The organism is Mesorhizobium sp. USDA 4775, from assembly GCF_054062655.1.
The window spans coordinates 437,844-464,552 of record NZ_JBSSFM010000002.1; the positions used below are offsets into that span (position 1 = coordinate 437,844).

Consider the following 26,709-nt stretch of genomic DNA (forward strand, 5'->3'; position numbering starts at 1 on the left):
GGACGGCTGTCACGCTGCGGCGAGACACGCGATTTTGTTCCAGATTTGCATGGCGGCGTTACGCAGGTCTCGATGTTGAGCCGATGACAGCGTATTGCGGGGAAAGTGGAACAGGTTGGCAATCGGATCATGGATGGAAACGAACCGCTGAAGCTGGCGTGCCGACTTGAAGCGTTTCATGGTCCTTTCGCGTCGTCGGGTCGGCTGGTGCGAATTTTCCGCTCGATTATTGAGGCCTTTGTGCGACCGGTGTTCGACACCGGGCATGAGGTCGCGCCTGGCGGCATCATAGGACCGGAGCTTGTCGGTGATCATGACCCGTGGTGTCCGCCCTTGAGCCTTCAGCAACTTGCGCATCAGACGCTTTGCCGCCTTGGCATTTCGGCGGCTTTGCACCAGCACTTCGAGGACGAAGCCGTCCTGATCGACGGCACGCCAGAGCCACTGCTCCTTGCCATTGATGGCCACCACACATTCGTCGAGATGCCATTTGTCGCCCAGGCAGCCGGCTGACCGTCGCTTGATCTCCCGGGCGAAATGCCGCCCGAATTTCTCCGCCCAGCTTCGAATGGTCTGATGCGTGACGATGATGCCGCGGGCCGCCAACATGTCCTCAACCATGCGCAGGCTGAGCGGAAAGCGAAAGTAGAGCCATACCGCGTGCGCAATGATCTCGGCGGGAAAGCGGTGGCGACGATAAAGCGGATCACGAGCAACTTCTGACATGGCCCATGTTCGCACATCTTCATCAGCCGTCGGGTTAACTTTACGGTGCCGTCCGCATCTCGTCGCCACCGTCGGTAGCCTCACCCTTGGGCCGAACGCCATCAATGTCGTGCCGGGAGAAGCTGACCTGACTGTTGACATGCGCAGTCCCGACCTCGAACGGCTGGTCGACGCGGAAAACAGGCTGGCGGCTTTCCTGGATGATATGCGCGACGAAGGCAGCTTTTCGATAACCGAAACCAAGCTTGCCGGCACCAACCCTGTGCGCTTCGATGATGGAATGGTGCGGCTGATTGAAAGGATGGCGAACGCACGAGGATGCACGGTGCGGCGCATGACGTCGGTGCCGGGCATGACGCGCAGATGCTGGCCGCGATCGCTCCCACGCGTATGATCTTCGTGCCGAGCGCCGGTGGCATCAGCCACAATCCCCGAGAACACACTTTGGAAAATCAGCTGATCGCAGGGGCCAATGTGTTGCTTGATACCGCCAAGGAGCTGGTTGCCTCGCCCCCCTGTCTAGCTGCAACGCCGGCTATCATCATGCAACCATCGACCGACGGCCCACATCCCAAGTTCTTCCGTTGGTCAGGCCTGTGGCCCTCGTGTTCATACCACCCAATGGGGCCGGCGGTACTGACGGGGTCACAGCTATCCTGGCATACGGCTTGCCGTCAGTTTCGGCAACAACGCCCGGTCTGGTCTGGCCGAATCAAGAGTCGAACCCTTGCTGCATGCCAGAGCAGTAGAGCGTGGTCTGCGCCTGCGTGAGCAAGCCGCCTTTGGCTCGGCTATCTGGTGTCTCGGCGCCAGCCGTGAAGCAGCTACAGAAATACGCTGCGACCTGGCGGCTCGGGGGCTTTAACTCTGTTCGGACTTGCGGGCTGCGGCCCCCAGCATCGCCGGACCGACACCCATGTCGCCCTGCGCGACAAGCACTTCGCCGACATTGCGAATGTCGCGCGGCTCCTTCGTCTGGCTCAACTTCGCTTTGCCGACCAGACGCGTAATCTCGATCTCCAGCCCGACGATTTCCTTGACCAAGGTATCAATAAAGTCTCTTGGCGCATCCCCCATCTTCCATGGGACGGGCTGGGTTGATTCATGCCGGTGGGTCAGTTTCGCCACGTTCCGACGCACAAAGCGCTCATCGTCGTGAACGGTGATGCGTCCATGTGCATGTGCGACGAGGTAGTTCCAAGTCGGCACCTGCTTGTGGAACTCGTGCTTGCTCGGATACCACTGCGGAGAAATGTAAGCATCGGCGGCCCGGAACACGACGAGAACCTCATCGCCGGTCGCCACGTCCTGCCAGACCGGGTTGCTGCGCGCGACGTGACATCGAAGCACGCCGAATTGTCCTGCCGAACTGTCGAGTTCGAAGGGGATGTGATTGGCGTCCAGCCCACCCGATCCATGGGTGATCAACACGCCAAGTGCGGTGTTTTGGATCAGATCAAAAAGAACCTCACGGTTGGGCTCTTCGTTAGGCGGCGGGACATACATGGTTGTTCCTTTCGATGATTTCAAAGTTCACGACTTGCGGCACGCTCGCTGATCGCAGACGTACCAGTGCGTCGGCCATCTGGTGCTTCACCGCGGTAGAAAGCAGCATGACTGGACGCGAGGGCTTGGCGCGGCAGATGTCGAGCAATTCAGCGAGTGCATAGACCACGCCAAAGCTCCGATATGCCTTGAGGAGTTCCATCAGCGGGGCCAGCGCCGCGTCGATCCGGCGCGCTTTCGCGTGGTCGCCCTGATGGGCGGTCCTGAATTTTCATAAGGTCCCATCGTTAAGGTCCCATCGTCTTGTTCGTGGCGCTCGGCATCAATCCGCGGCCAGCGCCTGCTGCAGATCCGCAATCAGGTCGGCTGCGTCTTCGAGCCCGACCGACAGGCGCATGAGGTCCTCGCCGACACCATCGGCCAAATGCGCATCCGTGCGAATTGATTTGCGCGCACGGGTGAGGCTTGCAGGGTGATAAACAAGGCTGTCAGCGTCACCGAGGCTGACCGCTCGGGTGATCAGCTTGAGCCGGTCCATCATCGCGCGCGCGCCCTCGAACCCGGTGTGGAGGCCAAAAGCTAACATGCCCGAGCCCTGCGACATCTGTCTGCGCGCGAGCACCAGATCGGGATGAGAGTCGAGAAACGGATAACTCACCCAGGCCACGGCCGGGTGTGACTCGAGCGACTTCGCTACCGCAAGGGCGGAGGTGCTGTGACGTTCCATCCGCAGGGGAAGCGTTTTCAGGCCGCGCAAAATCAGGAACGCCGACAGCGGCGAAAGCGCTGCGCCGGTGATATAGCGCAAGCCCGTTTCGTGCAGGGTGTGAAGCGTTTTCGCATCGCCCAGGATTGCCCCGCCCAAAGCATCTCCGTGGCCATTGATATACTTGGTCAGCGAGTGGATCACTATATCGGCCCCGTGTTCCAGGGGACGCTGTAGCGCGGGCGAGGCAAAGGTGCTGTCGACCGCGACCTTCACGCCGCGCGCATGGGCCTGTTCGGCTATGGCCGCGATGTCGAGGATGCGGCTCAGCGGGTTGACCGGCGTCTCGAAGAAGACAAGCCTGGTCCTGTCAGTTATGGCGCCCTTGAGATTGCTGGGTACGGATAGATCCACCGCGACGACCTTGATGCCAAACCGGGGCACCGCCTGTTCGACCATGGCGAGTGTGTTGGCATAAAGCGTCTGGTGGACGATGAGTTCGTCGCCTTGCGACAGCAGCGACAGGATCAGCGTGCCGAAAGCAGCCATTCCCGAGGCGACGACCAGCCCCGCTTCGGCTCCTTCGAGATTGGCGAGCCGTTTTTCGAGGATTTCGGTCGTCGGATTGTATTCGCGTGCGTAGAGTCTTCCGCCCAGTGCTGCGGCTGCCTCGTTTGCAGCCACACTTTCGAACCCGTAGGTGGAGGTAAGAAACACGGGCGGCTGGACGGCGTTGGAAAAGCCGGCTGGATCATAGCCATGATGGATGGCCCGGGTCGCGAATGCGAAATCGGCGTCGTGAGGGGACGGCGTCGGCGTAGCGGTTTCGGATTGATCTGTGGTGCGCGGCATCGATGTTTTGAAATCCTTTTGGTTTTAAGAACATTGCCGCCAAACTGGCTTGGATGTAACGTCCAGTTGACGATGAAACAAATGGTCCAGCCTACTCGTGCCGTGTCGGCAGGTCGCACGCAGGGTGTGGGCGGGCGCCAGATCTACGAAGCTCTTCGCGAGCAGATCCTGACCGGTGTCTATGAGACCGGCAGTCAGCTGCCGTCGTCTCGCGGCCTCGCAAATGACCTCGGCGTTTCGCGAACGACGGTCACCGTCGCCTACGAGCAGCTGCTTGCGGAAGGCTTCATCGAGGTTACCCAAGGCGCACGGCCTCGCGTCGCCGCTTCGGTCCGTCGCGAAGCCAGCAGCACGGTTCCAAAACGGTCTGGCCCGATCCATCTTTCCAGCTATGGCGAGCGACTGCATGGCAGCCCGCCATGGTCCGATTACCTGCCCACCCACTTGAAGGTCGATTTCCGTTATGGCGACCTCGCACCATCTGATTTCCCGGCGCTGATCTGGAAGCGGGCGATGAACGCCGCGATGTCGCAACGCCCAGGAAGGCTGGCCTATGAAGATCCACGCGGGTCGCCTCGCTTGCGCCAGGCTCTGCAGGGATATTTGTGGCGCGCTCGAACACTAAGTTGCGAGATCGAGCAGATCCTGGTCGTAAGCGGCTCGCAGCAGGGCCTCGACATGTGCGCGCGCTTGCTGCTTGATCCTTCAGACAGCTTCGTCATCGAGGACCCCTGCTATAGAATGGCGCGCCAGGTGTTTGCCAGTACAGGGGCGACGCCTGTCTCTGTCTCCGTCGATAGCGACGGCATGAAGACGGAACTGCTTGAGGGGATCACGGCGCGGCTTGCCTATGTGACGCCGTCGCATCAGTTCCCGCTCGGCGGCGTCCTTCCGATCTCGCGGCGGCATCAGCTCCTCGAATGGTCCCGGCGCAACGACGCCTATGTGATCGAAGACGATTACGATGGCGAATACCGCTATGACATTCGTCCGGTTCCTCCGCTGCACAAGCTGGAAGACCGCAGTTCCGTCATCTATCTCGGCACGATCTCCAAGACGCTGTCGCCGATGCTGCGCATCGGCTACCTCGTGGTTCCGTCGGAATTGCAAGACGTCTTTGCCACGGCTAAGCAGCTTCTGGACAGGCATTCGCCGGTTGCCGAGCAGGAGGCCTTGGCCTCGCTCATCGAGAGCGGCGGATATGAAAGCCATGTTCGCCGCGTCCGCCGTCTCAACAGCGAGCGACGAGGAACCTTGCTCGCCGCCCTTCGGCGCGCCTTCGCAGATCGCATCGTCATCGAGGGCGCCGACGCCGGGCTGCATGTCGTCGTCTGGTTCAAGGATCTCGCTCGGCCGCTGGAAGACGTTTTGATTGAGGAGGCGCGGCGGGCCGGCGTGGGCGTCCATCCGATATCGCCGCTCTATGCGCGTGAAATGGATGATCGTTGCGACCGGATCGGATTGGTGATGGGTTATTCGGCCTTGGCCATGAGGCAGATCGAGAACGGCGTCCGCCTCCTGGCCGGGGTTGTCCGACGTTTGAGCAAGGGCTTGCCCCGTCAGTTGAGCAACAAGCTCGGCAGGGACAGCGATATTGCCTGACCGGCGCCGCCGAGTCCAACACGGTATCGTCCACTGGATTAGCAAAACTCGGCAAAACTGGGCGTTGTTGCGTGGATCACCCGGCGACTGATATTGAGCGGTGGTTTTCAGTCTCCTGATCCGGATTTCGACGATGCCGCACAAGTTCAATGCCGATCGGCGGGACAAGATTGCCAAGCAGAAATATCGAGTGACGAATTGGCCGGCATATAATGAAAGCCTGCGTCAACGTGGTGATTTGACCATCTGGGTGAAGGATGAGGCCCTGTCTTTATGGACGGCGCGGAGGCGGACATCGCGGGGTGGTCAGCCGAAATACTCGGATCTGGCGATTACGTTGTGCTTGACCCTGCGCGTCGTCTACGGGCTGGCGCTACGCCAGACCCAAGGCTTGATGCGCAGTGTCGCGGCGCTGATGGGGTTCGATATTGCCGTGCCTGACTTCTCCACCCTGTCTCGCCGGAGCAAAGGGCTGGCGTTGCCGTCGACAAAGTCCCGAGCCACAACATCAGGTCCGGTCCATCTGGTTGTCGACAGCACCGGCTTGAAGGTCTTCGGCGAGGGTGAGTGGCTGGAAAACAAGCACAAAACCAAGGGCAAACGCAAAAGATGGCGCAAACTGCACCTTGGTCTCAATCTTGTCAGTGGTGAGATTGTTTGTTCCGATCTGACCGTGGATGATGTCGGCGATCCGACAGCGTTACCAGGACTTCTGGACCAGATCGGTGGCCCCGTCGAGAAGTTCATTGCCGACGGCGCCTATGATGGAACGCCAACCCGAGATCTTCTGGCGACACGCTTTGGTGAGATCGTGGAGGTCATTATCCCACCTCCCAAGACTGCCGTTGCCAGCCCTCAATCGGTGCTGGTTCCATCTGTCCGCGATCGCCATATTGCAGAAATCCAGACCAAAGGGCGGATGGCATGGCAGAAATCCACCGGCTACAACAAGCGCAGTCGCGCTGAGACCCAGATGGGTCGATGGAAGGCTGTGATCGGGCCCAAACTCAAAGCGCGACATTTTGACAATCAGAAGACTGAAGCGAAGATTGGCGTCCGTGTTCTTAACCGGATGACAGAACTTGGCCGGCCCAAGTTCGAGCGCGTTGCATGAAAAATGCAGTGGATAGGGTTGCCTCGTCCAAAGTCTGATCCATGCAACAGGGCTTCATCCTTCACCCAGATGGTCAAATCACCACGTTGACGCAGGCTTTCATTATATGCCGGCCAATTCGTCACTCGATATTTCTGCTTGGCAATCTTGTCCCGCCGATCGGCATTGAACTTGTGCGGCATCGTCGAAATCCGGATCAGGAGACTGAAAACCACCGCTCAATATCAGTCGCCGGGTGATCCACGCAACAACGCCGTCCATGCCGACTTCGCCGGTCCGTCTCGAACCAGCGATGCGCAAAGCAGCTCCGAGCACGGACGTCTGATTGTCCCGCGGCGGGAACGACGCAAGCCAGTCGCTATGCCCGCAGCCTTAGGCAGCCAAAAATCGACTCTGACTTAAAGGCTCAACTTCTGGTAGCGGCTCGAAGCTGACGCTTTGTGTCGGGCATTGTCGGGTCCGCTACACGACGTGTTCCGACAATCATTTATCTGGCACGAGCACTTGTTAGAGCCCAAGCTAACTAGCTGAAAAGAAAAAGGAAGGTCCCGTTGGCTATGCATCGGAAAAGTTGGCACGAATCTTGAGACCCTTCGTTGCGAGGCGGCGAGAGCTGCCCTCGGCATTTATGTCGCGGGCAGCCGCGACCGATGGAAAAAGGAAGGAAATCTATAATGTCAGGTCTGCGTCAGATCGCCTTTTACGGCAAGGGCGGCATCGGCAAGTCCACCACCTCCCAAAATACGCTCGCCGCCCTTGTCGACCTCGGGCAGAGGATCCTCATCGTCGGCTGCGATCCGAAAGCCGACTCCACCCGCCTGATCCTGAACTCGAAAGCGCAGGATACGGTCCTGCATCTCGCCGCACAGGAAGGTTCGGTCGAAGACCTCGAACTCCAGGACGTGCTCAAGGTTGGCTATAAAGGCATCAAATGCGTGGAATCGGGCGGCCCCGAGCCGGGTGTCGGCTGCGCCGGCCGCGGCGTCATCACCTCGATCAACTTCCTCGAGGAGAACGGCGCCTATGACGATGTCGACTATGTCTCCTACGACGTGCTCGGGGACGTGGTGTGCGGCGGCTTCGCGATGCCGATCCGCGAGGGCAAGGCGCAGGAAATCTACATTGTCATGTCCGGCGAGATGATGGCGCTCTATGCCGCCAACAACATCGCCAAGGGCATCCTCAAATATGCCCATTCGGGCGGCGTGCGGCTCGGCGGCCTGATCTGCAACGAGCGCCAAACCGACCGCGAGCTTGACCTCGCAGAAGCGCTGGCTTCCAGGCTCAATTCCAAGCTCATCCACTTCGTGCCGCGCGACAACATCGTCCAGCACGCCGAACTGAGGAAGATGTCTGTGATCCAGTATGCGCCGGATTCGAAGCAGGCGGGGGAATACCGGGCGCTGGCCGAGAAGATCCATGCCAATTCTGGCCAGGGCACCATCCCGACCCCGATCACCATGGAGGAGCTCGAGGACATGCTGCTCGACTTCGGCATCATGAAGACCGACGAGCAGATGCTTGCAGAGCTTCACGCCAAGGAAGCCGTAAAGGCGGTCGCTCAGTAACCGCCGCTGCCGCCACGAAGCGAGGCCTTGAGCCGACGCGCCTTTCAAAGAACGGCGCCTCGTCGGTGAGGCGTCACTCGAACCTTTAAAGGGGTCCCATGAGCCTGGAATACAAGAATGACGGCGCTCTCCATGCGAAGCTTGTCGAGGAGGTGCTGTCGCAATATCCCGACAAGGCGGCGAAGCACCGCAAAAAGCACCTTAGCGTCGCAAAGAGCGGGGACGAGGCTGGCGAGGTCGTTTCTGAATGCGACGTCAAATCGAACATCAAGTCCATTCCGGGCGTGATGACGATCCGCGGCTGCGCCTATGCCGGCTCAAAGGGCGTGGTGTGGGGTCCGGTAAAGGATATGGTCCATATCTCGCACGGCCCGGTCGGGTGCGGCCAATATTCCTGGTCGCAGCGCCGCAACTACTACGTCGGCACGACGGGCATCGACACGTTCGGGACAATGCAGTTCACCTCCGATTTCCAGGAGAAGGACATTGTTTTCGGCGGTGACAAGAAGCTGGAACAGATAATTGACGAGATTGAGGGACTGTTTCCCCTCAACAACGGCATCACCGTGCAATCCGAATGCCCGATCGGCCTGATTGGCGACGACACCGAAGCCGTGTCCCGCAACAAGGCCAGGGAACACGGAAAGACGATCGTGCCGGTGCGCTGCGAGGGCTTCCGCGGCGTCTCGCAATCGCTCGGCCACCACATCGCCAACGACTCGATCCGCGACTGGGTCTTCGACAAGAAGGACATCGGGTTCGAGGCCGGCCCTTACGACGTCAACGTGATCGGTGACTACAATATCGGCGGCGACGCCTGGGCCTCGCGCATCCTGCTCGAGGAGATAGGGCTGTGCGTGGTCGGCAACTGGTCGGGCGACGCGACCCTCGCCGAGATAGAGCGCGCGCCAAAGGCCAGGCTCAATCTGATCCACTGCTACAGGTCGATGAACTACATCTGCCGGCACATGGAGGAAAAGTATGGCATCGCCTGGATGGAGTACAATTTCTTCGGCCCCTCCCAGATCGAAGCCTCTCTGCGCAAGATCGCCAAGCATTTTGGGCCCGAAATCGAGGAGAAAGCCGAGAAGGTCATCGCCAAGTACAGACCGCTCGTTGATGCGGTCATTGCCAAGTACCGGCCGCGCCTCGAAGGCAATACCGTGATGCTTTATGTCGGCGGCCTGCGCCCCCGTCACGTCATCACCGCCTACGAGGATCTCGGCATGGTGATCGTCGGCACCGGCTATGAGTTCGCCCACAACGACGACTATCAGCGCACCGGCCATTACGTGAAGAATGGCACGCTGATCTACGATGACGTGACCGGTTACGAGTTGGAAAAGTTCATCGAGGGGGTTCGCCCCAACCTCGTCGGCTCGGGCATCAAGGAAAAATACCCGGTGCAGAAGATGGGCATACCGTTCCGTCAGATGCACTCCTGGGATTATTCGGGACCGTATCACGGCTATGACGGCTTTGCCATTTTCGCGCGGGACGTGGATCTTGCGATCAACAATCCGGTCTGGGGCCTGTACCAGGCGCCTTGGAAAGAAAGCCCGAGCCATGGCCGGGCGATGGCTGCCGAATAACACCCGGCCTTCGCCTGGTCTCCCCAAGGGAGACGATGAACGCCCGCGGCCCCGTGGCCCGCGGGAGACCTGAAAACGTCTCGACGTCCCCGAGCTGCCTTAAGGGCCGGCCAGACGAAAAAGAGGTAATCACCAATGCCGCAGTCGGCTGAAAAGATTCTCGACCACGCTCCCCTGTTCCGGGAGTCGGAATACAGGCAGATGCTCGCCAAGAAGAAGCTGAATTTCGAATGTCCGCACCCGGACCAGATCGTTGCCGATCAACGAGAGTTCACCAAGACGTGGGAATACCGCGAATTGAACCTCGCCCGCGAAGCGCTTGTGGTGAACCCCGCCAAGGCCTGCCAGCCGCTCGGCGCGGTGTTCGCGGCCGCGGGCTTCGAGCGAACCATGTCCTTCGTCCACGGCAGCCAGGGCTGCGTGGCCTATTACCGCTCGCACCTGTCACGCCATTTCAAGGAGCCTGCTTCGGCAGTTTCTTCCTCGATGACGGAAGACGCGGCAGTCTTTGGCGGCCTGAAGAACATGGTCGATGGGCTCGCCAACACCTACCAGCTCTACGACCCGAAGATGATCGCTGTCTCGACCACATGTATGGCGGAGGTCATTGGCGACGACCTGCACAGCTTCATCGAGAACGCCAAGGACGAAAACTCGGTCCCGCGCGACTTCGACGTGCCCTTTGCCCACACGCCGGCCTTCGTCGGCAGCCATGTCGACGGCTATGACGGCATGGTCAAAGGCATTTTGGAGCACTTCTGGACAGGCCAGGAGCGCACGGAAGCCGCGGGAACCATCAACATCATTCCGGGCTTCGACGGCTTCTGCGTTGGCAACAACCGGGAACTCAAACGCCTGCTTGACCTGATGGGCGTGTCCTACACCTTCATCCAGGACGCCTCTGACCAGTTCGACACCCCGTCGGACGGCGAATACCGCATGTATGACGGCGGCACGAACATCGAAGACGTGAAGGAGGCGCTCAACGCCGAGGCGACACTTTCGCTGCAGTATTACAACACCCGAAAAACGCTGGAATATTGCGAGCAAGTCGGGCAGGCGACCGCCTCGTTCCATTACCCGCTCGGTGTCCAGGCGACCGACGAATTCCTGATGGAGCTCTCGGCGATCTCCGGCAAGGAGATCCCCGAGACAATCCGCCTGGAGCGCGGCCGACTGGTTGACGCCATGGCTGACAGCCAGTCCTGGCTGCATGGCAAGAAATACGCGATCTACGGCGATCCGGATTTCGTCCACGCCATGGCCCGCTTCGTCATGGAGACCGGTGGCGAGCCGACACATTGCCTCGCCACCAACGGCACCTCGGCGTGGGAAGCCGAGATGAAGGAACTGCTTGCATCCTCGCCCTTCGGCAAGGACGCTCAGGTCTGGGCGGGCAAGGACCTGTGGGCGATGCGCTCGCTGCTCTTCACCGAGCCGGTGGACCTGCTGATCGGCAATTCCTATGGCAAGTATCTGGAGCGCGACACCGGCACGCCGCTGATCCGGCTGATGTTTCCGATCTTCGACCGGCACCATCACCATCGCTTTGCGCTCATGGGCTACCAGGGCGGGCTGCGCGTGCTGACGACGATCCTCGACAAGATCTTCGACAAGCTCGATCGCGAGACGAGCCAGACGGGCGTGACGGACTATTCCTATGACCTCACCCGCTAAGAGCGGCGGCCGGCTTTCCGCCCAGGCTGTTCATTGCCCAATGGACTTTGGAGACCGACGCAATGTCATCGCTCAGCGCCAAAATCCAGGATGTCTTCAACGAGCCCGCCTGCGATAAAAACTGCGGGAAGGATGCCAAAGCGCGCAAAGAGGGCTGCTCGAAGCCGCTGACGCCGGGAGCGGCAGCCGGCGGCTGCGCTTTTGACGGCGCCAAGATCGTGCTGCAGCCGATCACCGACGTCGCGCATCTGGTCCATGCGCCGCTCGCCTGCGAGGGCAACTCCTGGGACAACCGCGGTGCGGCTTCGTCCGGGGCAACGCTGTGGCGCACGAGCTTCACGACCGATCTCACCGAACTCGACGTCGTGATGGGGCAGGGCGAGCGCAAGCTGTTCAAGGTGATCCGCGAGATCAAGGAAGCCTATGCGCCGCCGGCGATCTTCGTCTATTCGACCTGTGTGACGGCGCTGATCGGCGACGACATCGAGGCCGTCTGCAAGCGCGCGGGGGAAAAATTCGGCTTGGCCGTGGTGCCGGTCAATGCGCCGGGCTTGGCCGGCTCCAAGAACCTCGGCAACAAGCTCGCCGCCGAGGCGTTGCTCGAGCACGTCATCGGCACGGTGGAACCCGACGACGCTGGGCCGTACGACATCAATATCCTTGGCGAATTCAACCTCTCCGGCGAATTCTGGCTGGTGAAGCCGCTCCTCGATCGGCTCGGGATCCGGGTGCGCGCCTGCATTCCGGGCGATGCGCGCTACCTCGACGTTGCCTCTGCGCACCGCGCCCGGGCGGCTATGATGGTGTGCTCGACCGCGCTCATCAATCTGGCTCGCAAGATGGAGGAGCGCTGGGACATCCCGTTCTTCGAAGGCTCCTTCTACGGCATCACCGACACCTCGGAAGCACTGCGCAACATTGCTGAGCTGCTCGTGAAGAAGGGCGCTGATCCAGAGATCCTCGCCCGCACAGAGACGCTGATCGCTCAGGAGGAGGCGATTGCGTGGAAGAAGCTCGAGGCTTACCGGCGGCGGCTCCAGGGCAAGCGCCTGGTACTCAACACAGGCGGTGTGAAGTCTTGGTCGATTGTCCATGCACTGATGGAGATCGGCATCGAGATCGTCGGCACCTCGGTCAAGAAATCCACGCTCGAAGACAAGGAGCGCATCAAACAGGACGACAACCACATGTTCGAGCAGATGGCAGCGCGCGACCTTTACGCCATGCTCTCAGAAGGCAAGGCCGACATCATGCTGTCGGGCGGGCGCACGCAATTCATCGCGCTCAAGGCCAAGACGCCCTGGCTCGACATCAACCAGGAGCGCCAGCACCCCTATGCCGGCTATGACGGCATGGTGGAACTCGTGCGCCAGATCGACCTCGCCATTCATAACCCGATCTGGCGCCAGGTGCGCGAGCCGGCCCCGTGGGATTGCCAGCCTGCCATGAAGGACGAACCGCCGAGCACAACGAGCGGGACGGCGAGCCTGCATGCCTTAAAGAAGTTCACCGGCACCACGCCGACGATTTCGGCGAGCGTTGAGGAAACACGATGACCCGCATCCTTTCCCAGACCAAATCAGCTTCGGTCAATCCGCTGAAGTCGTCACAGCCGCTGGGTGCTGCCTTGGCCTTTCTCGGGATCGACGGCGCAGTGCCGCTATTCCACGGCATCCAAGGCTGCACCAGCTTCGCGCTCGTGCTCTTCGTGCGGCATTTCAAGGAAGCGATTCCCCTACAGACCACCGCGATGGATGAAGTGACAACCATCCTCGGCGGGTCAGACAATCTGGAACAGGCGATCCTCAACCTGAAGACCCGCACGAACCCAAAGCTGATTGGGGTCTGCACGACGGCCCTGGTGGAAACCCGTGGCGAAGATTGCGCAGGCGACATTGCCGACATCAGGCTGAAACGGGCGGAAGAACTCGCGGGTACGGAGATCGTGCTGGCCAACACGCCGGATTTCAGCGGCGCGATCGAACAGGGTTGGGCCAAGGCTGTCAGCGCGATGATCGAAGGCATGACGCGACCGGGCGAGCGGGCGCGCCAGTCAAAGAAGATCGCCATCCTGCCCGGCTGGAACCTCACCGTGGCTGACATCGAGCATTTGCGCGAGATGGTGGAAGGCTTTGGGCTCAACCCGGTGATACTGCCGGATGTCTCCGGCTCGCTCGACGGCACCGTGCCCGACTGGTGGGTTACGACCACCTATGGCGGCACCAGCGTCGAGGATATCCGCGAGCTCGGCGCGGCCGCGCACTGCATCGCCATCGGAGAGCATATGCGTCACCCGGCCGAGGTGCTGCAGAAGATGACCGGCGTGCCTTACGTGCTGTTCGAGTCGCTGACCGGATTGAAGGATGCCGACCGGTTCGTCTCGCTGCTGTCCGTGATTTCTGGCGAGTCTGTGCCGGCCAGCGTGCGCCGTCGACGGGCGCAATTGCAGGATGCGTTGCTCGACGGACATTTCTATTTCGGAGGCAAGAAAATTGCGATTGCTGCTGAACCGGACCAACTCTATCAACTCGCGACCTTCTTCACCGGCATGGGCTCCGAAATTGCGGCGGCAGTCACCACGACCGATATGTCGAAAGTTCTGGAAAGGGTTCCGGCGGCCTCGATTCAGATCGGCGATCTCAGCGATTTGGAAGCGCTTGCCGGCGGGGCTGATCTTCTGGTCACCCATTCACATGGACGCCAGGCATCGCAACGTCTTGGCATTCCGCTCATGCGCGTCGGCTTCCCCGTCTTCGACCGGCTCGGCAGCCAGCACAAGCTCTCAATCCTCTATCAGGGCACCCGTGATCTGGTTTTCGAGGTCGCCAACATGTTCGAGGCCAACCGGCATGCGCCGACGCCCGAGAAACTTGATCCATTCCGCAAGCGAGAAACGCCAGATGGGCCCCGTTAGTCGCCTCTCACTCGTCACTGACGAGGTACACGCACCGATCCCTGAAAGACGAGCAGGCGCATTGCGCGTAGCCATCGCCACGCAGGACATGAAGGACCTCAATGCCCATTTCGGCTCGGCCAGACGCTTTGCTGTCTACGACGTGACGCGCGAGGAGTGCCATCTCGTGGAAGCCTTGGCCTTCGATGACGTTTCCGATGAGAACGGGACGCATCGAACCGAGGGTGATGACCGCATCACGCGGAAGGTGGAGGCGCTGAAGGGCTGCCATCTGCTGTTTTGTCTGGCGATCGGCGGACCTTGGGCAGCCAAGGTTGTTTCGGCGAAAATCCATCCGATCAAGGTGCCGCAGCCCCAAACCATCCAAGAGGTGCTGTTGCGCACGCAGATGATGCTCAGGACGTGTCCTCCCCCTTGGCTGCACAAGGTGCTGGCGGAGGCAGGCGTCGCCGAGAAGAAACCATCCTTCGAGGACGAGGACTGAAAATGAGGAGAAGGCGAAATGTTTGACGCAGCTGTTAGCCCTGCCGTCACCGAGGACGAGGCGGCCCTTGCCACCGCGTTCCTCAAATGCGTCGTGCGGCTGATCCGTGCCCAGGATTCCCACGGGTCATGGGAAGGCAAACCGGATGCCGAGCTGCTGGGAGACTTCATCATCGCCAAGGAACAGCGCTGTGCGATCCCGATCCGGACGTTGGAGGCTTGATAAGTTCTACGCCGCTGTCGGGCTTGCGATCGAGGAGCGCTGCGGCCCGGCATGCCTGGCGGCATGGGCGGCATAGACTTTTAATCCAGCCGATCTGGCTTATGCATACGGAAAGGGCGGCAGCGATGCCGCCCTTTTCCTTGAAGTGGATCCGGCCGGAAACCTTCGGCGCGTACGCCGGCCGTATGGCCGTAGTAGCGACGGTCGTGAAAGCAGGACAAGGAGAGCGAGCGCGCGAGCTGGCAAAACGGTTCCACCGCAGCCCAGCGTCGATCACCAGAACTTGGCGCGGGCGCGGCGGAACTGCCGGACGGCGCCATTCCGGAATAGCTGCCGCCGATGACTATAATGGACAGCTCAATTCGGATGATTGTCAGCGACAGGCTTCGGACCCCATTCGATTGTCCGACCCGGCTCATGCCTGGACGGGCAGTATTCTTAGGGTGTTTGCACACCATGTTCATGGTTGCCACATGGAGGTCGCGTCAGAAGCGGCCCCCAATCGGAAACATTAGCACCTCCGCGTCTTGGCTCGGCTGCTTGAACTCCTCGCCGGCAACTGCCTCAATGAGCAAATCCAAGGCTTCGCGCCCCCTCCGGCTCATCGGGTCATCGCCTCGCAGGTAATGATACGCTCGATCTAGATGCACTCGCGCGGCGGAAAAATCGCTTGTCATATGACCCTCTCAGTTGCCGCCCGCGTTAACCATCTACGAGGTGAGGGTCACGCAATCGTCAATATCCACAGACGGATTTGATTTAAATCGCAGATGATCTGGGAGAAACCAAACACCGGCTTGTCCTATGCGAGTGCCCCGTGATTATGTCGGCCAAGGCGTTCGTGGATAATCCGTATGATGGCCACACGCTCGCAGCAACGGTCGATCAGGCGGTGGAGATCGGCGGGGACTGTCAGGAATTCCGTGTGCGGGCGGGCTGTTGAACATTATGCAGCCATTGCCCGGATGAAGCGCTCGCCGAAGATGACGGCGAATTGGGCCTTGGCCATGGTCCACTCACGTGGCGGCATTTTCCACTCTTTCTCGGATCGGTTCAAGATCAGATAGAGCAGCTTGGTCGCCGCGTCGTCGCTGGGGAAATGGCCCCTGGCCCTGACAGCCCGTCGAAGTTTCGGGTTCAACGCCGCTATCGAGTTCGTAACCGGTATGAAGATCTCGGTGCCGATGTCCGGCTGCGGTTTCCAGGATCGCGGTGTATGGTGCGACCATCCGGGACGGAGGCCCGGGAGCACGAAGGTGCGGGCAGGCCGATCCACACGATGAGCCGAGAGCTCGTGTTAGTAGCTGGCCGCCTCTGCGACTCGCCCGGTTGCGCCGTGAGCGCGAATCCGTAGTTGTCGTGTCGCCCGCCGCTCCCGTCGTTTCGCTCTGACAGGAGGCGCATATGCGACGCGTGATTGGAATGGACATCCACCGAACCTTCGGGGAGGTGGTTTTCTGGGAAGATGGTAAGCTTCGACATGGAGGGCGTGTCGACATGACCCGAACGGCGCTGGAGGGCTTTGGTAAGATCCTTCTGGCGACAGACGAGGTGGTAATCGAGGCGACTGGCAACTGCATGGCGGTGTCACGGGTGTTATCGCCCTTCGTGAAGCGGGTAGTCATCGCCAACCCACTTCAGGTGAAGGCGATCGCCCATGCCCCATGTGAAGACCGACAAGGTCGACGCGGGAACGCTGGCCGACGGACCTGACCTATATCCCGATGGCCCGCGGCTTCTGCTACCTGGTTGCTGTCGTCGACTGGTTCGGGACTGTCAGGAATTCCGTGTGCGGGCGGGCTGTTGAACATTATGCAGCCATTGCCCTGATGAAGCGCTCGCCGAAGATGACAGCGAATTGGGCCTTGGCCATGGTCCACTCACGTGGCGGCATTTTCCACTCTTTCTCGGATCGGTTCAAGATCAGATAGAGCAGCTTGGTCGCCGCGTCGTCGCTGGGGAAATGGCCCCTGGCCCTGACAGCCCGTCGAAGTTTCGAGTTCAACGCCTCTATTGAGTTCGTCGTGTAAATGATCCGGCGGACGTCGTCAGGGAACGCGAAGAATGGAATGACCTCGGCCCAGGCGCGCCGCCAGCTCTGGCCGATGGCGGGATAGCGCAGGCCCCAGGGGCCGGCCTCGAACGCCGCCAGCGCCTTTTCGGCGGCATCGGCATCGACGGCGCGGTAGATTTCCTTGAGTGCGCCGGCGAGGCTCTTGCGATCTTTCCAGGACACGAAGTCCATCGAGTTGCGCAGCAGATGGACTATGCACGTCTGGACGATCGCCTCCGGGAACACAGCGGTGATCGCGTCCGGGAAGCCTTTCAGGCCATCGACGACGGCCAGAAGGATATCCTCCGTGCCGCGGTTCTTGAGCTCGTTCATCACCCGCAGCCAGAACTTGGCGCCTTCATTCTGCTCGAGCCACAGGCCCAGCACCTCCTTTGCACCATCGGCGCGCACGCCCAGTGCGATGTGGATGGCCTTGTTGCGGACCATCCCTTCATCGCGGATCTTGACCCGGATCGCATCGAAGAAGACCAGCGGGTAAATCGGATCGAGCGGCCTTTGCTGCCAGGTGGCGACTTCGTCGAGCACGGCGTCCGTCACCGTTGAGATCAGGTCCGCAGACACATCGATGCCGTACAGATCGCGCAGGTGCCCGGTGATCTCCCGGGTGCTCATGCCACGCGCGTACATCGACACGATCTTGTCATCAAAGCCGGGAAAACGGCGCTGGTACTTGGCGATCAGTTGCGGATCGAAACTCGACTGGCGGTCACGCGGAACATCGATCTCCAGCTTGCCGGTCTCGGTCGTCACCGTCTTGCGGCCATAACCGTTGCGCGTGTTGCCAGCGTCTTCGCCGCTCGCCAGATGATGGTCCATCTCCGCGTTCAGCGCGCGCTCGGTCAGAGCCTTCTTGAGCGTATCCAGCAGGCCGCCCTGTTCGAAGGCAGCACTGGCTGCCCCGCCTGCCAGAAGCTGGTCGAGAAGATCATTCGGTATCGCAGGTTCTTTGCGTCGGGTCATAGTGGGAATCCTTTTTACCCATTATGCCCGCCCGCACACGGAATTCCTGACAGTCCCGACTGGTTCACGCGCAAGGTACTGAGCTGGCGGCTGTCGATCACCATGGATGCGGCCTTTTGCACTCGTCCTGCACCCGTCGTAGCACGCATCGACGTGCACCATGCCGTTCGTACCGTGAAGTTGCAGCTTCAGGATGGCACGGATACGACGACGAGGGGCCGCTGGATCATCGAAGGTGATCTGGCAATGCGAGAGTGGGCTCACGTCGGTCGACCGGCGGCGTCAGTCCTCGTCGGAAATCTTCCTTGCCTCGACGGTGATCGGCAGACGAGTATCTCGCGGAAGATCGGGTAGGAGGAACCGCCACCCGTTCTTGAGCGTTACCGTCCCGCCCCACAAATCTTCGTTCTCGAGCGTGATGATTGGCTCTTCGAGATCCTTCTTGGGGACATACGCCGACAATCCAGCATCGGTCCTGCGGATCATTACTTTCATCTAGCCGTTCCTTCATTGGCACTGCTTTCGGCACCGCAAGGAGCTTCGGCTTTGTCGAGGCTCATCAGTTCACGGGCTCGCATGCCGACGACTGTGCCATGGTCGATCCATTCGACGGCATAGATGAAGAACTGCTGGAGAAAGGTGCCAATGTCGCGCACATAACCCTCATCGCCTTTCCGCACGAGATTTTCGCCGATCTCCCTGCCAGGATAGGTTCCGTCATTCTTTATGTGGCGGGTGGCACGGACCCGCTCTCCCGGCGTAAATTGGGGAGGCCTGCGTGTTTCGACCTCCTGTTCGCGTCCGAGCCACATGGCCGTTCCTTCCCTTTGCGTTTGATGAGGAGCTATGGCGGAAAATGGGTGATGACGGTTTGAGAAGGGCGGCGTATCGAGGCGGGTGATTGAAGCCTGCCAGAACCTCTCAAGGAGAGCGATACGCCATGAACGAGACTATCAACATTGTTCGCCTTCGTCAGCCCGACGAGATCGATGATCCCCTGACGGATGTGCTCCGCACCGGCGCGCGCAAATTGCTGGCGCAGGCGATCGAGATGGAGGCCGAAGCGTTTCTTGCCGAGATGCGGGATCTGAAGCTGCCGGACGGACGTGAGCGGCTGGTCCGGCACGGTCGCGGCCCGGAGCGGAGCATCCAGACGGGGATCGGGCCGGTGCCCGTCAGCCGGGTGAAGGTCCGGGACCGCGGCGCGACCGGCGAAGCGGACCGGGTCCGGTTTTCCTCATCGATCCTACCCAAATGGGCGCGTCGGACGCGAAGTCTGGACGCGCTGCTTCCCGTTCTTTACCTGCGCGGCGTTTCGACGGGCGACTTTCAGGAAGCTCTGGCAGCCCTGCTCGGCAAGGAGGCAGCGAACCTCTCACCCTCGGTGATCACGCGGCTGACGGCAGAGTGGACCACCGAATACGAGCGTTGGCAAAAGCGCGATCTTTCGGCGCGCCATTATGTCTATGTGTGGGCGGACGGGGTCTATCTCCAGGCGCGCATGGAAGACCATGCCGAATGCATGCTGGTGCTGATCGGCGCCACGCCTGAGGGCAAAAAAGAACTCGTCGGCTTCCAGACAGGGATTCGTGAGAGTGCGCAGAGCTGGCGCGAGCTGCTGGTCGACGTGAAGCGTCGTGGCCTGCAAATCGCGCCCGATCTTGCCGTCGGCGACGGCGCGCTTGGCTTCTGGAGCGCGCTCGATGAGGTCCTTCCCGGCACCAAGCACCAGCGGTGCTGGGTGCACAAGACAGCCAACGTGCTCAACAAGGTGCCGAACTCAATGCAGGCCGGCATGAAGACAGATCTGCGCGAAATCTTTTCCGCCCCGAACCGAGCCTCAGCCGAGACGGCGATTGCCGTCTTTGTCGAGAAATATGATGCGAAATACGGCAAGGCGGTCGACTGCCTGACCAAAGATCAGAATGCCTTGCTGGCGTTCTACGATTTCCCCGCCGAACATTGGGATCATCTGCGGACATCGAATCCCATCGAGAGCGTTTTTGCCACCGTTCGCCATCGCACGGTGCGCACGAAAGGCTCCCTATCATCGAAGACCGCAAGGCTGATGGTCTTCAAACGGCTCTGTCGCAAACCTTTCGGTAAGCGGACTATGACATGGAACGCCCCTCAGCTTTGGAGGAGTACGTGATGTTCAAGGGCCGCCATTTCGACCAGTCGGTGATCCTGCTGTGCGTACGGTGGTACTTGGCCTACAAGCTCAGCCTCCGCGATCTGGAAGAGATGATGGCCGAGCGCGGCTTGAACGTCGATCATTCCACCGTGCATCGCTGGGTCGTGCACTTCTCGCCGCAGCTGCTGGAGCGCTTCAACCGGCGCAAGCGCACCGTCACCGGGAAGTGGCACATGGACGAGACCTACATCAAGGTGCACGGCAAGTGGATGTATCTCTACCGCGCCATCGACAGCGTCGGCGACACGGTCGAGTTCTTCTTCAGCGAAAACCGTGACCTGCCGGCAGCCAAACGCTTCTTCCGCAAGGCCTTTGAGCGCCATGGCCGGCCGGATCGCATCGTCATCGACGGCAGCCAGACAAATCACGAGGCGATCCTTTCCTGCGATGCTGAAAGCCGTTTGCGGGATCGATCGCGGCGATCGCTGAAGCCGATCCGCACCCGCCAAAGCCAGTACCTCAACAATCGCATTGAGCAGGATCATCGACGGATCAAGTGCCGCATCAGCTCCATGCTCGGCTTCAAGGCGAAGGCGACCGCCGAAATTATCCTGTCTGGCATCGAGATGATCCACATGATGCGCAAACGGCAGGCGAGGTATGCCTACAATCCCAGCCCCTCAATCGCCGAGCAGTTCGCCATCCTCACGGCATAGAACGCCGACCCGGATTCCTGCCATCCTTTGTCCCGTTTCGATCTTTGCGACAGAACCTGCCACAGCTTGGTGCACTGCTCATGCGGCGTCGTCCTGATAATGTGAAAAATGCCGGTTCGTTGGTCGCACGGGCCCATCCTCTGTTGCGCAACCTTGCTGCACCGCAACATGAGTGTCAAGGTAGGAAACAGGAGGTTCGATCGGCGAGCCCGATTTGGCACAGGCGCCGACGAGACCGGTAATTTCTTCTGTGGTTGCCGCCTGTGATGCAAGAAGTTTTTGATCCTTAGCTCGACTTTGTACGTTTTTGGTCAGGTCCATGTCCAGAAGAGGCTGTTGGTTGCGATGTGGCTGAGCGCCTGATCGAGGGGCAGGCTGCAGCCTCCCATATCGTCGATGTCTTCCCATTTTCGCCGGTGTGACCAGTAGGCGATTTTGACCTCATCGCCTCTGCCGATCGGCTTGAGACGGGCGATCGGCACCTCGGTTGCCAGCAGGTACAGGTGGTAGGCACCTTTGTCCTTGTACCAGCCAACGCCGCCGCCATTGGCCTGGTCGAACGCTTCGATGCGCAGGGCTATGTCGTCCTTTTCCATTGTGCAGTCATAGCTGCCGCAGCCCTAGTCAGGTCTGATTCACTTCGCCGCACGGTCATTGCCTTGCAACATGTGCTGGCCGGGATTCGAAGCATGGGATGCTGCACCATCCCAACGCCGCCGTCAGCGATGCCGTTCCTCAGATCCTGCGCCAGTGGCTCCAAGAGTTGCGCACCTGTTTCACAGCGCCCAGTTGGGAACATGTCCTTGTTCTGGTCATGGGAGCTTTGCTGGCGCCGGGCAAGCGGACCGTCAGCTCCTGCTTGCGCATGACCGGCAGGGCCGAGGCCGCCAACTTTGCAAGCTACCACCAAATCTTCAACCGAGCCTGCTGGAGCCCCCGTGCCGTTGCCAGGCGATTGCTGGGCCTCGTGGTCGAACGGCTCGTGCCCGATGGCCCCATCGTCATTGGCATGGACGACACCATCGAACGCCGATGGGGACGCCGGATCAGCGCACGGGGCATCTACCGGGATCCAGTGCGCTCCAGCCATGGCCATTTCGTCAAAGCCAGTGGCCTGCGCTGGTTGAGCTTCATGGTGCTGACCCCGGTGCCATGGACGAGCCTGGTAAAGGCCTTGCCGGTCCTGACCTTGCTTGCCCCATCCGAGCGATCCGACCATCAACGTGGGCGGCGCCATAAGCTGCTGACCGACTGGGCGCGGCAGGGCGCACTGCAACTCTGTCGCTGGCTGCCAGGGCGCCGCGTCATCTTCGTAGGCGACAGCAGCTTTGCCGTCCATGAACTGGCCCATGCCATCACTGCCAGGGCAACGCTCATCAGCCGGCTGCGACTGGATGCCAGCCTGTTTGCGCCACCGCCAAAGCGGACCACGCGCACCCTCGGCCGGCCAGCGCAAAAAGGTCCAGCACTACCAAAGCTCAAGACCCTCCTGTCCAACCCCGCCACGACTTGGGCCAGGATCATCGTGTCCGCCTGGTATGGCCATGTCGACGGCAAGACGCTCGAGATCACGTCTGATACCGCCTTGTGGTACAGGCCCGGTACCCCGGTAATGCCGATCCGCTGGGTGCTGGTCCGGGATCCCGATGGTAAACGCGCGCCCCAAGCCTTCTTCAGCACAGACATCGCCCTCGAGCCCGCCGACATCATCGCCCTGTTCGTCCGCCGCTGGCAGATCGAGGTCACGTTCGCCGAGACCCGCGCCCACCTTGGCGTTGAGACCCAACGGCAATGGTCCGACAAGGCCATTGCACGAACCACCCCAACATTGCTCGGTCTCTACACCCTCGTATCGCTATGGGCCTGCGATCTGCTCACCAGCACCACCACCCCATACGCCGCAGCGTGGTACCGAAAAACCAGCCTGACGTTCAGCGATGCCATCGGCGCAGTCCGCCTCGAAATCTGGATCGGCGATATTAATCAACACTCCCCGCCAAACCGGGAACGACAAAATATCCCGCCACAACGCATCCTGCGAATGGCGCAAGCACTATGCTTCGCCACCTAAACGTACAAAGTCGAGCTTAGTGTCTGAATCGGAATGACCGCCGTGATTTCAGGTCCTTGCGAGCCGTCTGGTGAGCATGCGGATGTTTGCGATGAAGACCCAGGCCTGTGCGGATTCGATGGATCGCTCGAAGTCCTTGGCCAGCCTTCGGCATCTGCCCAGCCATGCGAAGGTCCGCTCGACGACCCATCGGCGCGGCAGGACTTCGAAGCCTTTGGCGCTGTCCGACCGGCACTGTAAAGTTATCAGTGGATTGATGCAGCGATAGCTGACCGGGACGGCTGTCAGGCTGCGGCGAGACACGCGATTTTGTTCCAGATTTGCATGGCGGCGTTACGCAGGTCTCGATGTTGAGCCGATGACAGCGTATTGCGGGGAAAGTGGAACAGGTTGGCAATCGGATCATGGATGGAAACGAACCGCTGAAGCTGGCGTGCCGACTTGAAGCGTTTCATGGTCCTTTCGCGTCGTCGGGTCGGCTGGTGCGAATTTTCCGCTCGATTATTGAGGCCTTTGTGCGACCGGTGTTCGACACCGGGCATGAGGTCGCGCCTGGCGGCATCATAGGACCGGAGCTTGTCGGTGATCATGACCCGTGGTGTCCGCCCTTGAGCCTTCAGCAACTTGCGCATCAGACGCTTTGCCGCCTTGGCATTTCGGCGGCTTTGCACCAGCACTTCGAGGACGAAGCCGTCCTGATCGACGGCACGCCAGAGCCACTGCTTCTTGCCATTGATGGCCACCACACATTCGTCGAGATGCCATTTGTCGCCCAGGCAGCCGGCTGACCGTCGCTTGATCTCCCGGGCGAAATGCCGCCCGAATTTCTCCGCCCAGCTTCGAATGGTCTGATGCGTGACGATGATGCCGCGGGCCGCCAACATGTCCTCAACCATGCCCGACTTAAACACCGCCTGTGAGAATATGTCATTAAGTCAGCATGTTAGGCGCGCGCCGGCGCGTGTTACCACTACATTTTGGGGGGATCTCAGGCGAGTTGTTCGTCGAGGTTGTGTGGCAGAGCGATGCCAGCTGCCTTGAAGACGTTGCCCACTTGGCCGGTGACGTGAGTTCTGGTTGTGACGATGCGACCATCCTTTTCGATGGTGGCTTCCTGGAGGCGATCGAGATCGCGTAGGAGCGGCTGCCATTCGGGCGTCAGGCCTTTGGCCCGGCAGAGGCGGCGCAGTTCCTTGCTGAGCACGAGCGCCAGGAACGAGCAGAACACATGCCCGCGGATGGCGGCATCGGATTGGTGGAAGATCGGCCGGGTATTGAAGGTTGCCTTGGCGGCGCGGAACAGGCTCTCGACCTCGAGCAAATCGCGATACCGCAGCACGGCCTGGAGCGGGGTCACCTTCGCGTTGGTCCGCACCACGGTGATACCGTCGTAGCGGGCTTCCTCGGCAAGCTTGCCGACATCGATCTTGAAGTTCTTGCCGCCGGCCTTGAGGTAACGCCGGTAGGCCGAGTTGCCGACCAGTGCCTTGTCGCCCTTCTTGAGCTGTGCCTCGAGGCCGGCGATGATCGCCTGGCGGTCGGCCTTGTCCTTCTCGGCCTCGGCGTCATTGCGGCTGACGATGTAGCGGTCTTTACCGAACTTGACCTCTTTGACCCACAACTGAGTTTCACCGCGCTGGCGCTCGAGAACGAGCGGAACCATCGGCGCCGTGTCATTGAGCACGACGTTGTGGATCACGCTGCTCGAGCGTTCGCGGGCCCCCAGAATGTATTCCATGCCCAGCTTTTCGAGCGCGGCGATGGTATCGGCGCTGATCATGCCGCGATCGGCGACAACGCAGGCGCGTGTGACGCCGAAGCGCGTTCGCAGCCGATCGACCACCGGCAACAGGACGGTCACGTCAGCGGTGTTGCCAGGCACCATCTCGGTGCAGATCGGCCGGCCCTCGCCATCAACGACCAGCGCCAGGATCATTTGCGCCAGATCGGGGCGGAAGTCCTTGGAATGCCCGCGCTTGCCCAGCGTCTCGCCGCCCGCGCCGTAGAAGGATAACGAGGTTGTGTCCATGAACACAAGGCTGAGGTCGGTGAACAGGTCCTGCCGGCGCGCGAAGAGCTTTTCCTCGATCACGTCTTTCACGCAGCGCGCCACCAGCGCGCCTTGCGCCTTTTCGCCGCGTTCCTCGCCCAGCCACGCCATGGCCCGGTAAAAGTGATGGAGCGCCAGACCCTCGGCGCCCTCGATACCATAATCGGCCATCCAGTTCGCGCAGTCGCGGTCCGAGCCCGACACGAACAGCCGATGCAACGTGCCAATGAACACCGCCCGTTCCACCGCAAAGCCGAACTGGCGCCCTTCCAGCACCTCTTCCAGCACATCGCCAATCCCGAGCCGCTGCCACAGCCGCCCGAACAACAGCGGACCGCCAATGCGGCGAGAGGCAATCCGCCCCGCGTCAATGTCGGACAGGATGAGGCTGCGTTCGCCATGGCGCGCAATCGAGGCCGCCAATCTGTCAAGTTCGCCGCTGGCAACCAGCGCATCCTTGCGGCCCAGTGCCTTTATCGTGCGCTGGCGAACGGTTTTGCCGTCGCGGACACTTTCCACGAGGTAGAGATAGCGATGGCCGCGCGCGACTCTCTCAACGACAAACATGCCAGCGTTGTTAGTAAATAAATGCCATAAAATCCATACAACATGCGGCTAGCAGATCAAATGTTGTTACCACACATTTTCGCGCCCGAAATTCAAGGCAAATGATTTCAATGGCTTAACGGACAGTGTTCGCTATCCGTTCACGTCCAACTGTTCAAGTTGGGCCATGCGCAGGCTGAGCGGAAAGCGAAAGTAGAGACATACCGCGTGCGCAATGATCTCGGCGGGAAAGCGGTGGCGACGATAAAGCGGATCACGAGCAACTTCTGACATGGCCCATGTTCGCACATCTTCATCAGCCGTCGGTTAACTTTACGGCCCCAGGCGGTGTTTAAGTCGGGCCAAATCGCGCGCCTTCACGCCGAATGAACCAAAGCCTCACTCCCAGATCTTGTCTTCACAGCGTTAAGTTTACAGTGCCGTTCGAAATGCTCGCCGCACGAGCGCCGCCTGACGCTCATCCTGCCTTTGGGACCTCAGCTGGAGTTTGCGACGGAACCGAGAGAATTGGTTGGTTCACCATAGTCTGGATCGGCCGATCCAGACTATGGTTCTACCGTCTTGCGAGAGTTGCCGTTGTGGACACAAAAATCACAGACATCAATGCAATAGATGCACCCGCTACGGCATTAAGAAGGATCTCACTGTTCTTTGCATTGAGGCCAGCCTTTGGTCCGATCTTGTTCATTGCATTCAGTAACAAAAACAATATGGCAAACAATGAGGCCCGAGGCAGCATGACGCCTGAAACCTTGTTTAGTATGTCTTCACCGGTCGGGAGGCGTAGGCCAGCCGCGAGGCGTAGTTTTTTCACTCCAGCGATCCCCATCCGCTCTCCTTCTTGGATCCGGTGCGCGAGACCCTCTCGCAACCCTTGGCCGACCTTATCAAAGTAGCTCATCAATGCAGGATAGGTGATCGCATCGGCAGCCTCTCCTAACGCGTTTCCTGCCGAGAATGCGGCGATGTGCCGAAAGGCCCCACGGAGAGATTCATCCTGCGCTTCAGAACTCGTGCCTGAATGCGATATCCCGAGGCCTTGGAATGTATTTACTGTGAATTGATTGACGCCATACGCGATCATATTGACCGCGAGGGCGGCGAAGCTCGTGGGGACACCACGAGCGCGATTGTCATTTAACATAACAAATGTGTTGATGCCGTCTCGAGCGGC

The 26,709-nt window shown here is 60.3% G+C and carries 24 protein-coding genes and 7 pseudogenes; 15 read left to right on the top strand and 16 right to left on the bottom strand.

Translation table 11 applies throughout. The annotated features are described in order from the left end of the window. Window positions 1-9: 9 nt before the first annotated feature. Entirely contained in the window at window positions 10-726 is a 717-nt protein-coding gene (locus ACVILI_RS34085; RefSeq protein ID WP_457102790.1) for an IS6 family transposase, read from the bottom strand. Between ACVILI_RS34085 and ACVILI_RS34090 the strand changes: the two genes are divergently transcribed. Continuing rightward, window positions 725-1,120 carry a zinc-binding metallopeptidase family protein gene (locus ACVILI_RS34090; protein ID WP_457102809.1) on the top strand — a complete coding sequence of 132 codons (396 nt, stop codon included), beginning with the start codon at window positions 725-727 and terminating at the stop codon, window positions 1,118-1,120. The genes ACVILI_RS34085 and ACVILI_RS34090 overlap by 2 nt on opposite strands. After that, window positions 1,117-1,497 (top strand): hypothetical protein, encoded by a 381-nt coding sequence (locus ACVILI_RS34095; protein ID WP_457102819.1) that lies wholly within the window; start codon window positions 1,117-1,119, stop codon window positions 1,495-1,497. Before ACVILI_RS34090 ends, ACVILI_RS34095 begins: the two co-directional genes overlap by 4 nt. Before the next feature lie 90 nt (window positions 1,498-1,587). Here the strand turns inward: ACVILI_RS34095 and ACVILI_RS34100 are convergent, their stop codons facing one another. From ACVILI_RS34100 to ACVILI_RS34110, 3 genes are all read right to left on the bottom strand, one after another. Continuing rightward, window positions 1,588-2,232, bottom strand: a complete 645-nt coding sequence (locus tag ACVILI_RS34100) for an FMN-binding negative transcriptional regulator (protein WP_091586694.1) — start codon at window positions 2,230-2,232, stop codon at window positions 1,588-1,590. Beyond that, window positions 2,213-2,434 (bottom strand): hypothetical protein, encoded by a 222-nt coding sequence (locus tag ACVILI_RS34105; protein ID WP_091586692.1) that lies wholly within the window; start codon window positions 2,432-2,434, stop codon window positions 2,213-2,215. The genes ACVILI_RS34100 and ACVILI_RS34105 overlap by 20 nt, the downstream gene beginning before the upstream one ends. 120 nt (window positions 2,435-2,554) lie before the next feature. Beyond that, window positions 2,555-3,790 carry a trans-sulfuration enzyme family protein gene (locus tag ACVILI_RS34110; RefSeq protein ID WP_240565208.1) on the bottom strand — a complete coding sequence of 412 codons (1,236 nt, stop codon included), beginning with the start codon at window positions 3,788-3,790 and terminating at the stop codon, window positions 2,555-2,557. A 72-nt stretch (window positions 3,791-3,862) separates the two neighbouring features. Between ACVILI_RS34110 and pdxR the strand changes: the two genes are divergently transcribed. The 9 genes and pseudogenes from pdxR to ACVILI_RS34155 all read left to right on the top strand — a co-directional run. After that, entirely contained in the window at window positions 3,863-5,392 is a 1,530-nt protein-coding gene (gene pdxR, locus ACVILI_RS34115; protein ID WP_240565214.1) for a MocR-like pyridoxine biosynthesis transcription factor PdxR, read from the top strand. A 133-nt stretch (window positions 5,393-5,525) separates the two neighbouring features. Beyond that, the gene (locus ACVILI_RS34120) at window positions 5,526-6,506 is read left to right on the top strand and encodes an IS5 family transposase (protein WP_457102752.1); all 981 of its coding nucleotides are present in this window, start codon (window positions 5,526-5,528) and stop codon (window positions 6,504-6,506) included. 674 nt (window positions 6,507-7,180) lie between these two features. Continuing rightward, window positions 7,181-8,074 carry a nitrogenase iron protein gene (nifH, locus tag ACVILI_RS34125; RefSeq protein ID WP_038654982.1) on the top strand — a complete coding sequence of 298 codons (894 nt, stop codon included), beginning with the start codon at window positions 7,181-7,183 and terminating at the stop codon, window positions 8,072-8,074. Window positions 8,075-8,172: 98 nt separating this feature from the next. Continuing rightward, a complete protein-coding gene (nifD, locus tag ACVILI_RS34130) occupies window positions 8,173-9,666 on the top strand; it encodes a nitrogenase molybdenum-iron protein alpha chain (RefSeq protein ID WP_038654979.1) in 1,494 nt (497 codons plus the stop codon). 135 nt (window positions 9,667-9,801) lie between these two features. Then, window positions 9,802-11,343 carry a nitrogenase molybdenum-iron protein subunit beta gene (gene nifK / locus ACVILI_RS34135; protein ID WP_457102810.1) on the top strand — a complete coding sequence of 514 codons (1,542 nt, stop codon included), beginning with the start codon at window positions 9,802-9,804 and terminating at the stop codon, window positions 11,341-11,343. A 62-nt stretch (window positions 11,344-11,405) separates the two neighbouring features. Beyond that, window positions 11,406-12,899 (top strand): nitrogenase iron-molybdenum cofactor biosynthesis protein NifE, encoded by a 1,494-nt coding sequence (nifE, locus tag ACVILI_RS34140; protein ID WP_457102811.1) that lies wholly within the window; start codon window positions 11,406-11,408, stop codon window positions 12,897-12,899. Then, window positions 12,896-14,257, top strand: a complete 1,362-nt coding sequence (gene nifN / locus ACVILI_RS34145) for a nitrogenase iron-molybdenum cofactor biosynthesis protein NifN (RefSeq protein ID WP_038654973.1) — start codon at window positions 12,896-12,898, stop codon at window positions 14,255-14,257. The genes nifE and nifN overlap by 4 nt, the downstream gene beginning before the upstream one ends. After that, window positions 14,244-14,741 (top strand): nitrogen fixation protein NifX, encoded by a 498-nt coding sequence (gene nifX, locus ACVILI_RS34150; RefSeq protein WP_038654970.1) that lies wholly within the window; start codon window positions 14,244-14,246, stop codon window positions 14,739-14,741. Before nifN ends, nifX begins: the two co-directional genes overlap by 14 nt. An 18-nt stretch (window positions 14,742-14,759) precedes the next feature. Further along, a pseudogene (locus tag ACVILI_RS34155) lies at window positions 14,760-15,009 on the top strand (DUF269 domain-containing protein); the annotation flags it as partial. A gap of 439 nt (window positions 15,010-15,448) precedes the next feature. Here ACVILI_RS34155 and ACVILI_RS34160 read toward each other — a convergent pair. Further along, complete coding sequence (locus tag ACVILI_RS34160) at window positions 15,449-15,640, bottom strand: hypothetical protein (protein ID WP_038654966.1); 192 nt, start codon at window positions 15,638-15,640, stop codon at window positions 15,449-15,451. Between the two features lie 269 nt (window positions 15,641-15,909). After that, window positions 15,910-16,122: pseudogene (locus ACVILI_RS34165) on the bottom strand (transposase); the annotation flags it as partial. A gap of 245 nt (window positions 16,123-16,367) precedes the next feature. Between ACVILI_RS34165 and ACVILI_RS34170 the strand changes: the two are divergent. Continuing rightward, window positions 16,368-16,665, top strand: a pseudogene (locus ACVILI_RS34170) (IS110 family transposase); the annotation flags it as partial. 108 nt (window positions 16,666-16,773) lie between these two features. On the opposite strand, the gene ACVILI_RS34175 reads toward ACVILI_RS34170, so the two are convergent. From ACVILI_RS34175 to ACVILI_RS34185, 3 genes are all read right to left on the bottom strand, one after another. Further along, on the bottom strand, window positions 16,774-17,997 hold the full coding sequence (locus ACVILI_RS34175) for an IS256 family transposase (protein ID WP_038649879.1): 1,224 nt from the start codon (window positions 17,995-17,997) through the stop codon (window positions 16,774-16,776). Window positions 17,998-18,279: 282 nt separating this feature from the next. After that, the gene (nifT, locus tag ACVILI_RS34180) at window positions 18,280-18,492 is read right to left on the bottom strand and encodes a putative nitrogen fixation protein NifT (RefSeq protein WP_038654963.1); all 213 of its coding nucleotides are present in this window, start codon (window positions 18,490-18,492) and stop codon (window positions 18,280-18,282) included. Continuing rightward, window positions 18,489-18,809 carry a nitrogen fixation protein NifZ gene (locus ACVILI_RS34185; protein ID WP_240565549.1) on the bottom strand — a complete coding sequence of 107 codons (321 nt, stop codon included), beginning with the start codon at window positions 18,807-18,809 and terminating at the stop codon, window positions 18,489-18,491. Before ACVILI_RS34185 ends, nifT begins: the two co-directional genes overlap by 4 nt. Before the next feature lie 128 nt (window positions 18,810-18,937). On the opposite strand from ACVILI_RS34185, the pseudogene ACVILI_RS34190 reads away from it, so the two are divergent. After that, a pseudogene (locus ACVILI_RS34190) lies at window positions 18,938-20,077 on the top strand (IS256 family transposase); the annotation flags it as partial. A 71-nt stretch (window positions 20,078-20,148) separates the two neighbouring features. After that, window positions 20,149-20,847 (top strand): IS6 family transposase, encoded by a 699-nt coding sequence (locus ACVILI_RS34195; RefSeq protein WP_457102804.1) that lies wholly within the window; start codon window positions 20,149-20,151, stop codon window positions 20,845-20,847. A 78-nt stretch (window positions 20,848-20,925) separates the two neighbouring features. On the opposite strand, the gene ACVILI_RS34200 is transcribed toward ACVILI_RS34195, so the two are convergent. Beyond that, complete coding sequence (locus ACVILI_RS34200; RefSeq protein WP_457102812.1) at window positions 20,926-21,168, bottom strand: hypothetical protein; 243 nt, start codon at window positions 21,166-21,168, stop codon at window positions 20,926-20,928. Continuing rightward, the gene (locus ACVILI_RS34205; RefSeq protein ID WP_038645292.1) at window positions 21,159-21,443 is read right to left on the bottom strand and encodes a hypothetical protein; all 285 of its coding nucleotides are present in this window, start codon (window positions 21,441-21,443) and stop codon (window positions 21,159-21,161) included. Before ACVILI_RS34205 ends, ACVILI_RS34200 begins: the two co-directional genes overlap by 10 nt. Before the next feature lie 98 nt (window positions 21,444-21,541). Here ACVILI_RS34205 and ACVILI_RS34210 point away from each other — a divergent pair, with 98 nt between their 5' ends. Then, window positions 21,542-22,918: an IS701 family transposase gene (locus ACVILI_RS34210; RefSeq protein WP_091586684.1), complete on the top strand. Its 1,377-nt coding sequence runs from the start codon at window positions 21,542-21,544 to the stop codon at window positions 22,916-22,918. A gap of 48 nt (window positions 22,919-22,966) precedes the next feature. Here the strand turns inward: ACVILI_RS34210 and ACVILI_RS34215 are convergent. From ACVILI_RS34215 to ACVILI_RS34235, 5 genes and pseudogenes are all read right to left on the bottom strand, one after another. Then, window positions 22,967-23,149, bottom strand: a pseudogene (locus tag ACVILI_RS34215) (transposase); the annotation flags it as partial. 53 nt (window positions 23,150-23,202) lie between these two features. After that, window positions 23,203-23,814: pseudogene (locus ACVILI_RS34220) on the bottom strand (IS6 family transposase); the annotation flags it as partial. Window positions 23,815-23,906: 92 nt separating this feature from the next. Beyond that, the gene (locus ACVILI_RS34225; RefSeq protein WP_038655116.1) at window positions 23,907-25,535 is read right to left on the bottom strand and encodes an IS1634 family transposase; all 1,629 of its coding nucleotides are present in this window, start codon (window positions 25,533-25,535) and stop codon (window positions 23,907-23,909) included. A gap of 168 nt (window positions 25,536-25,703) precedes the next feature. Continuing rightward, window positions 25,704-25,808, bottom strand: a pseudogene (locus ACVILI_RS34230) (IS6 family transposase); the annotation flags it as partial. Between the two features lie 280 nt (window positions 25,809-26,088). After that, the coding region (locus tag ACVILI_RS34235; RefSeq protein WP_457102813.1) for a hypothetical protein at window positions 26,089-26,709 on the bottom strand (621 nt) is incomplete at its 5' end.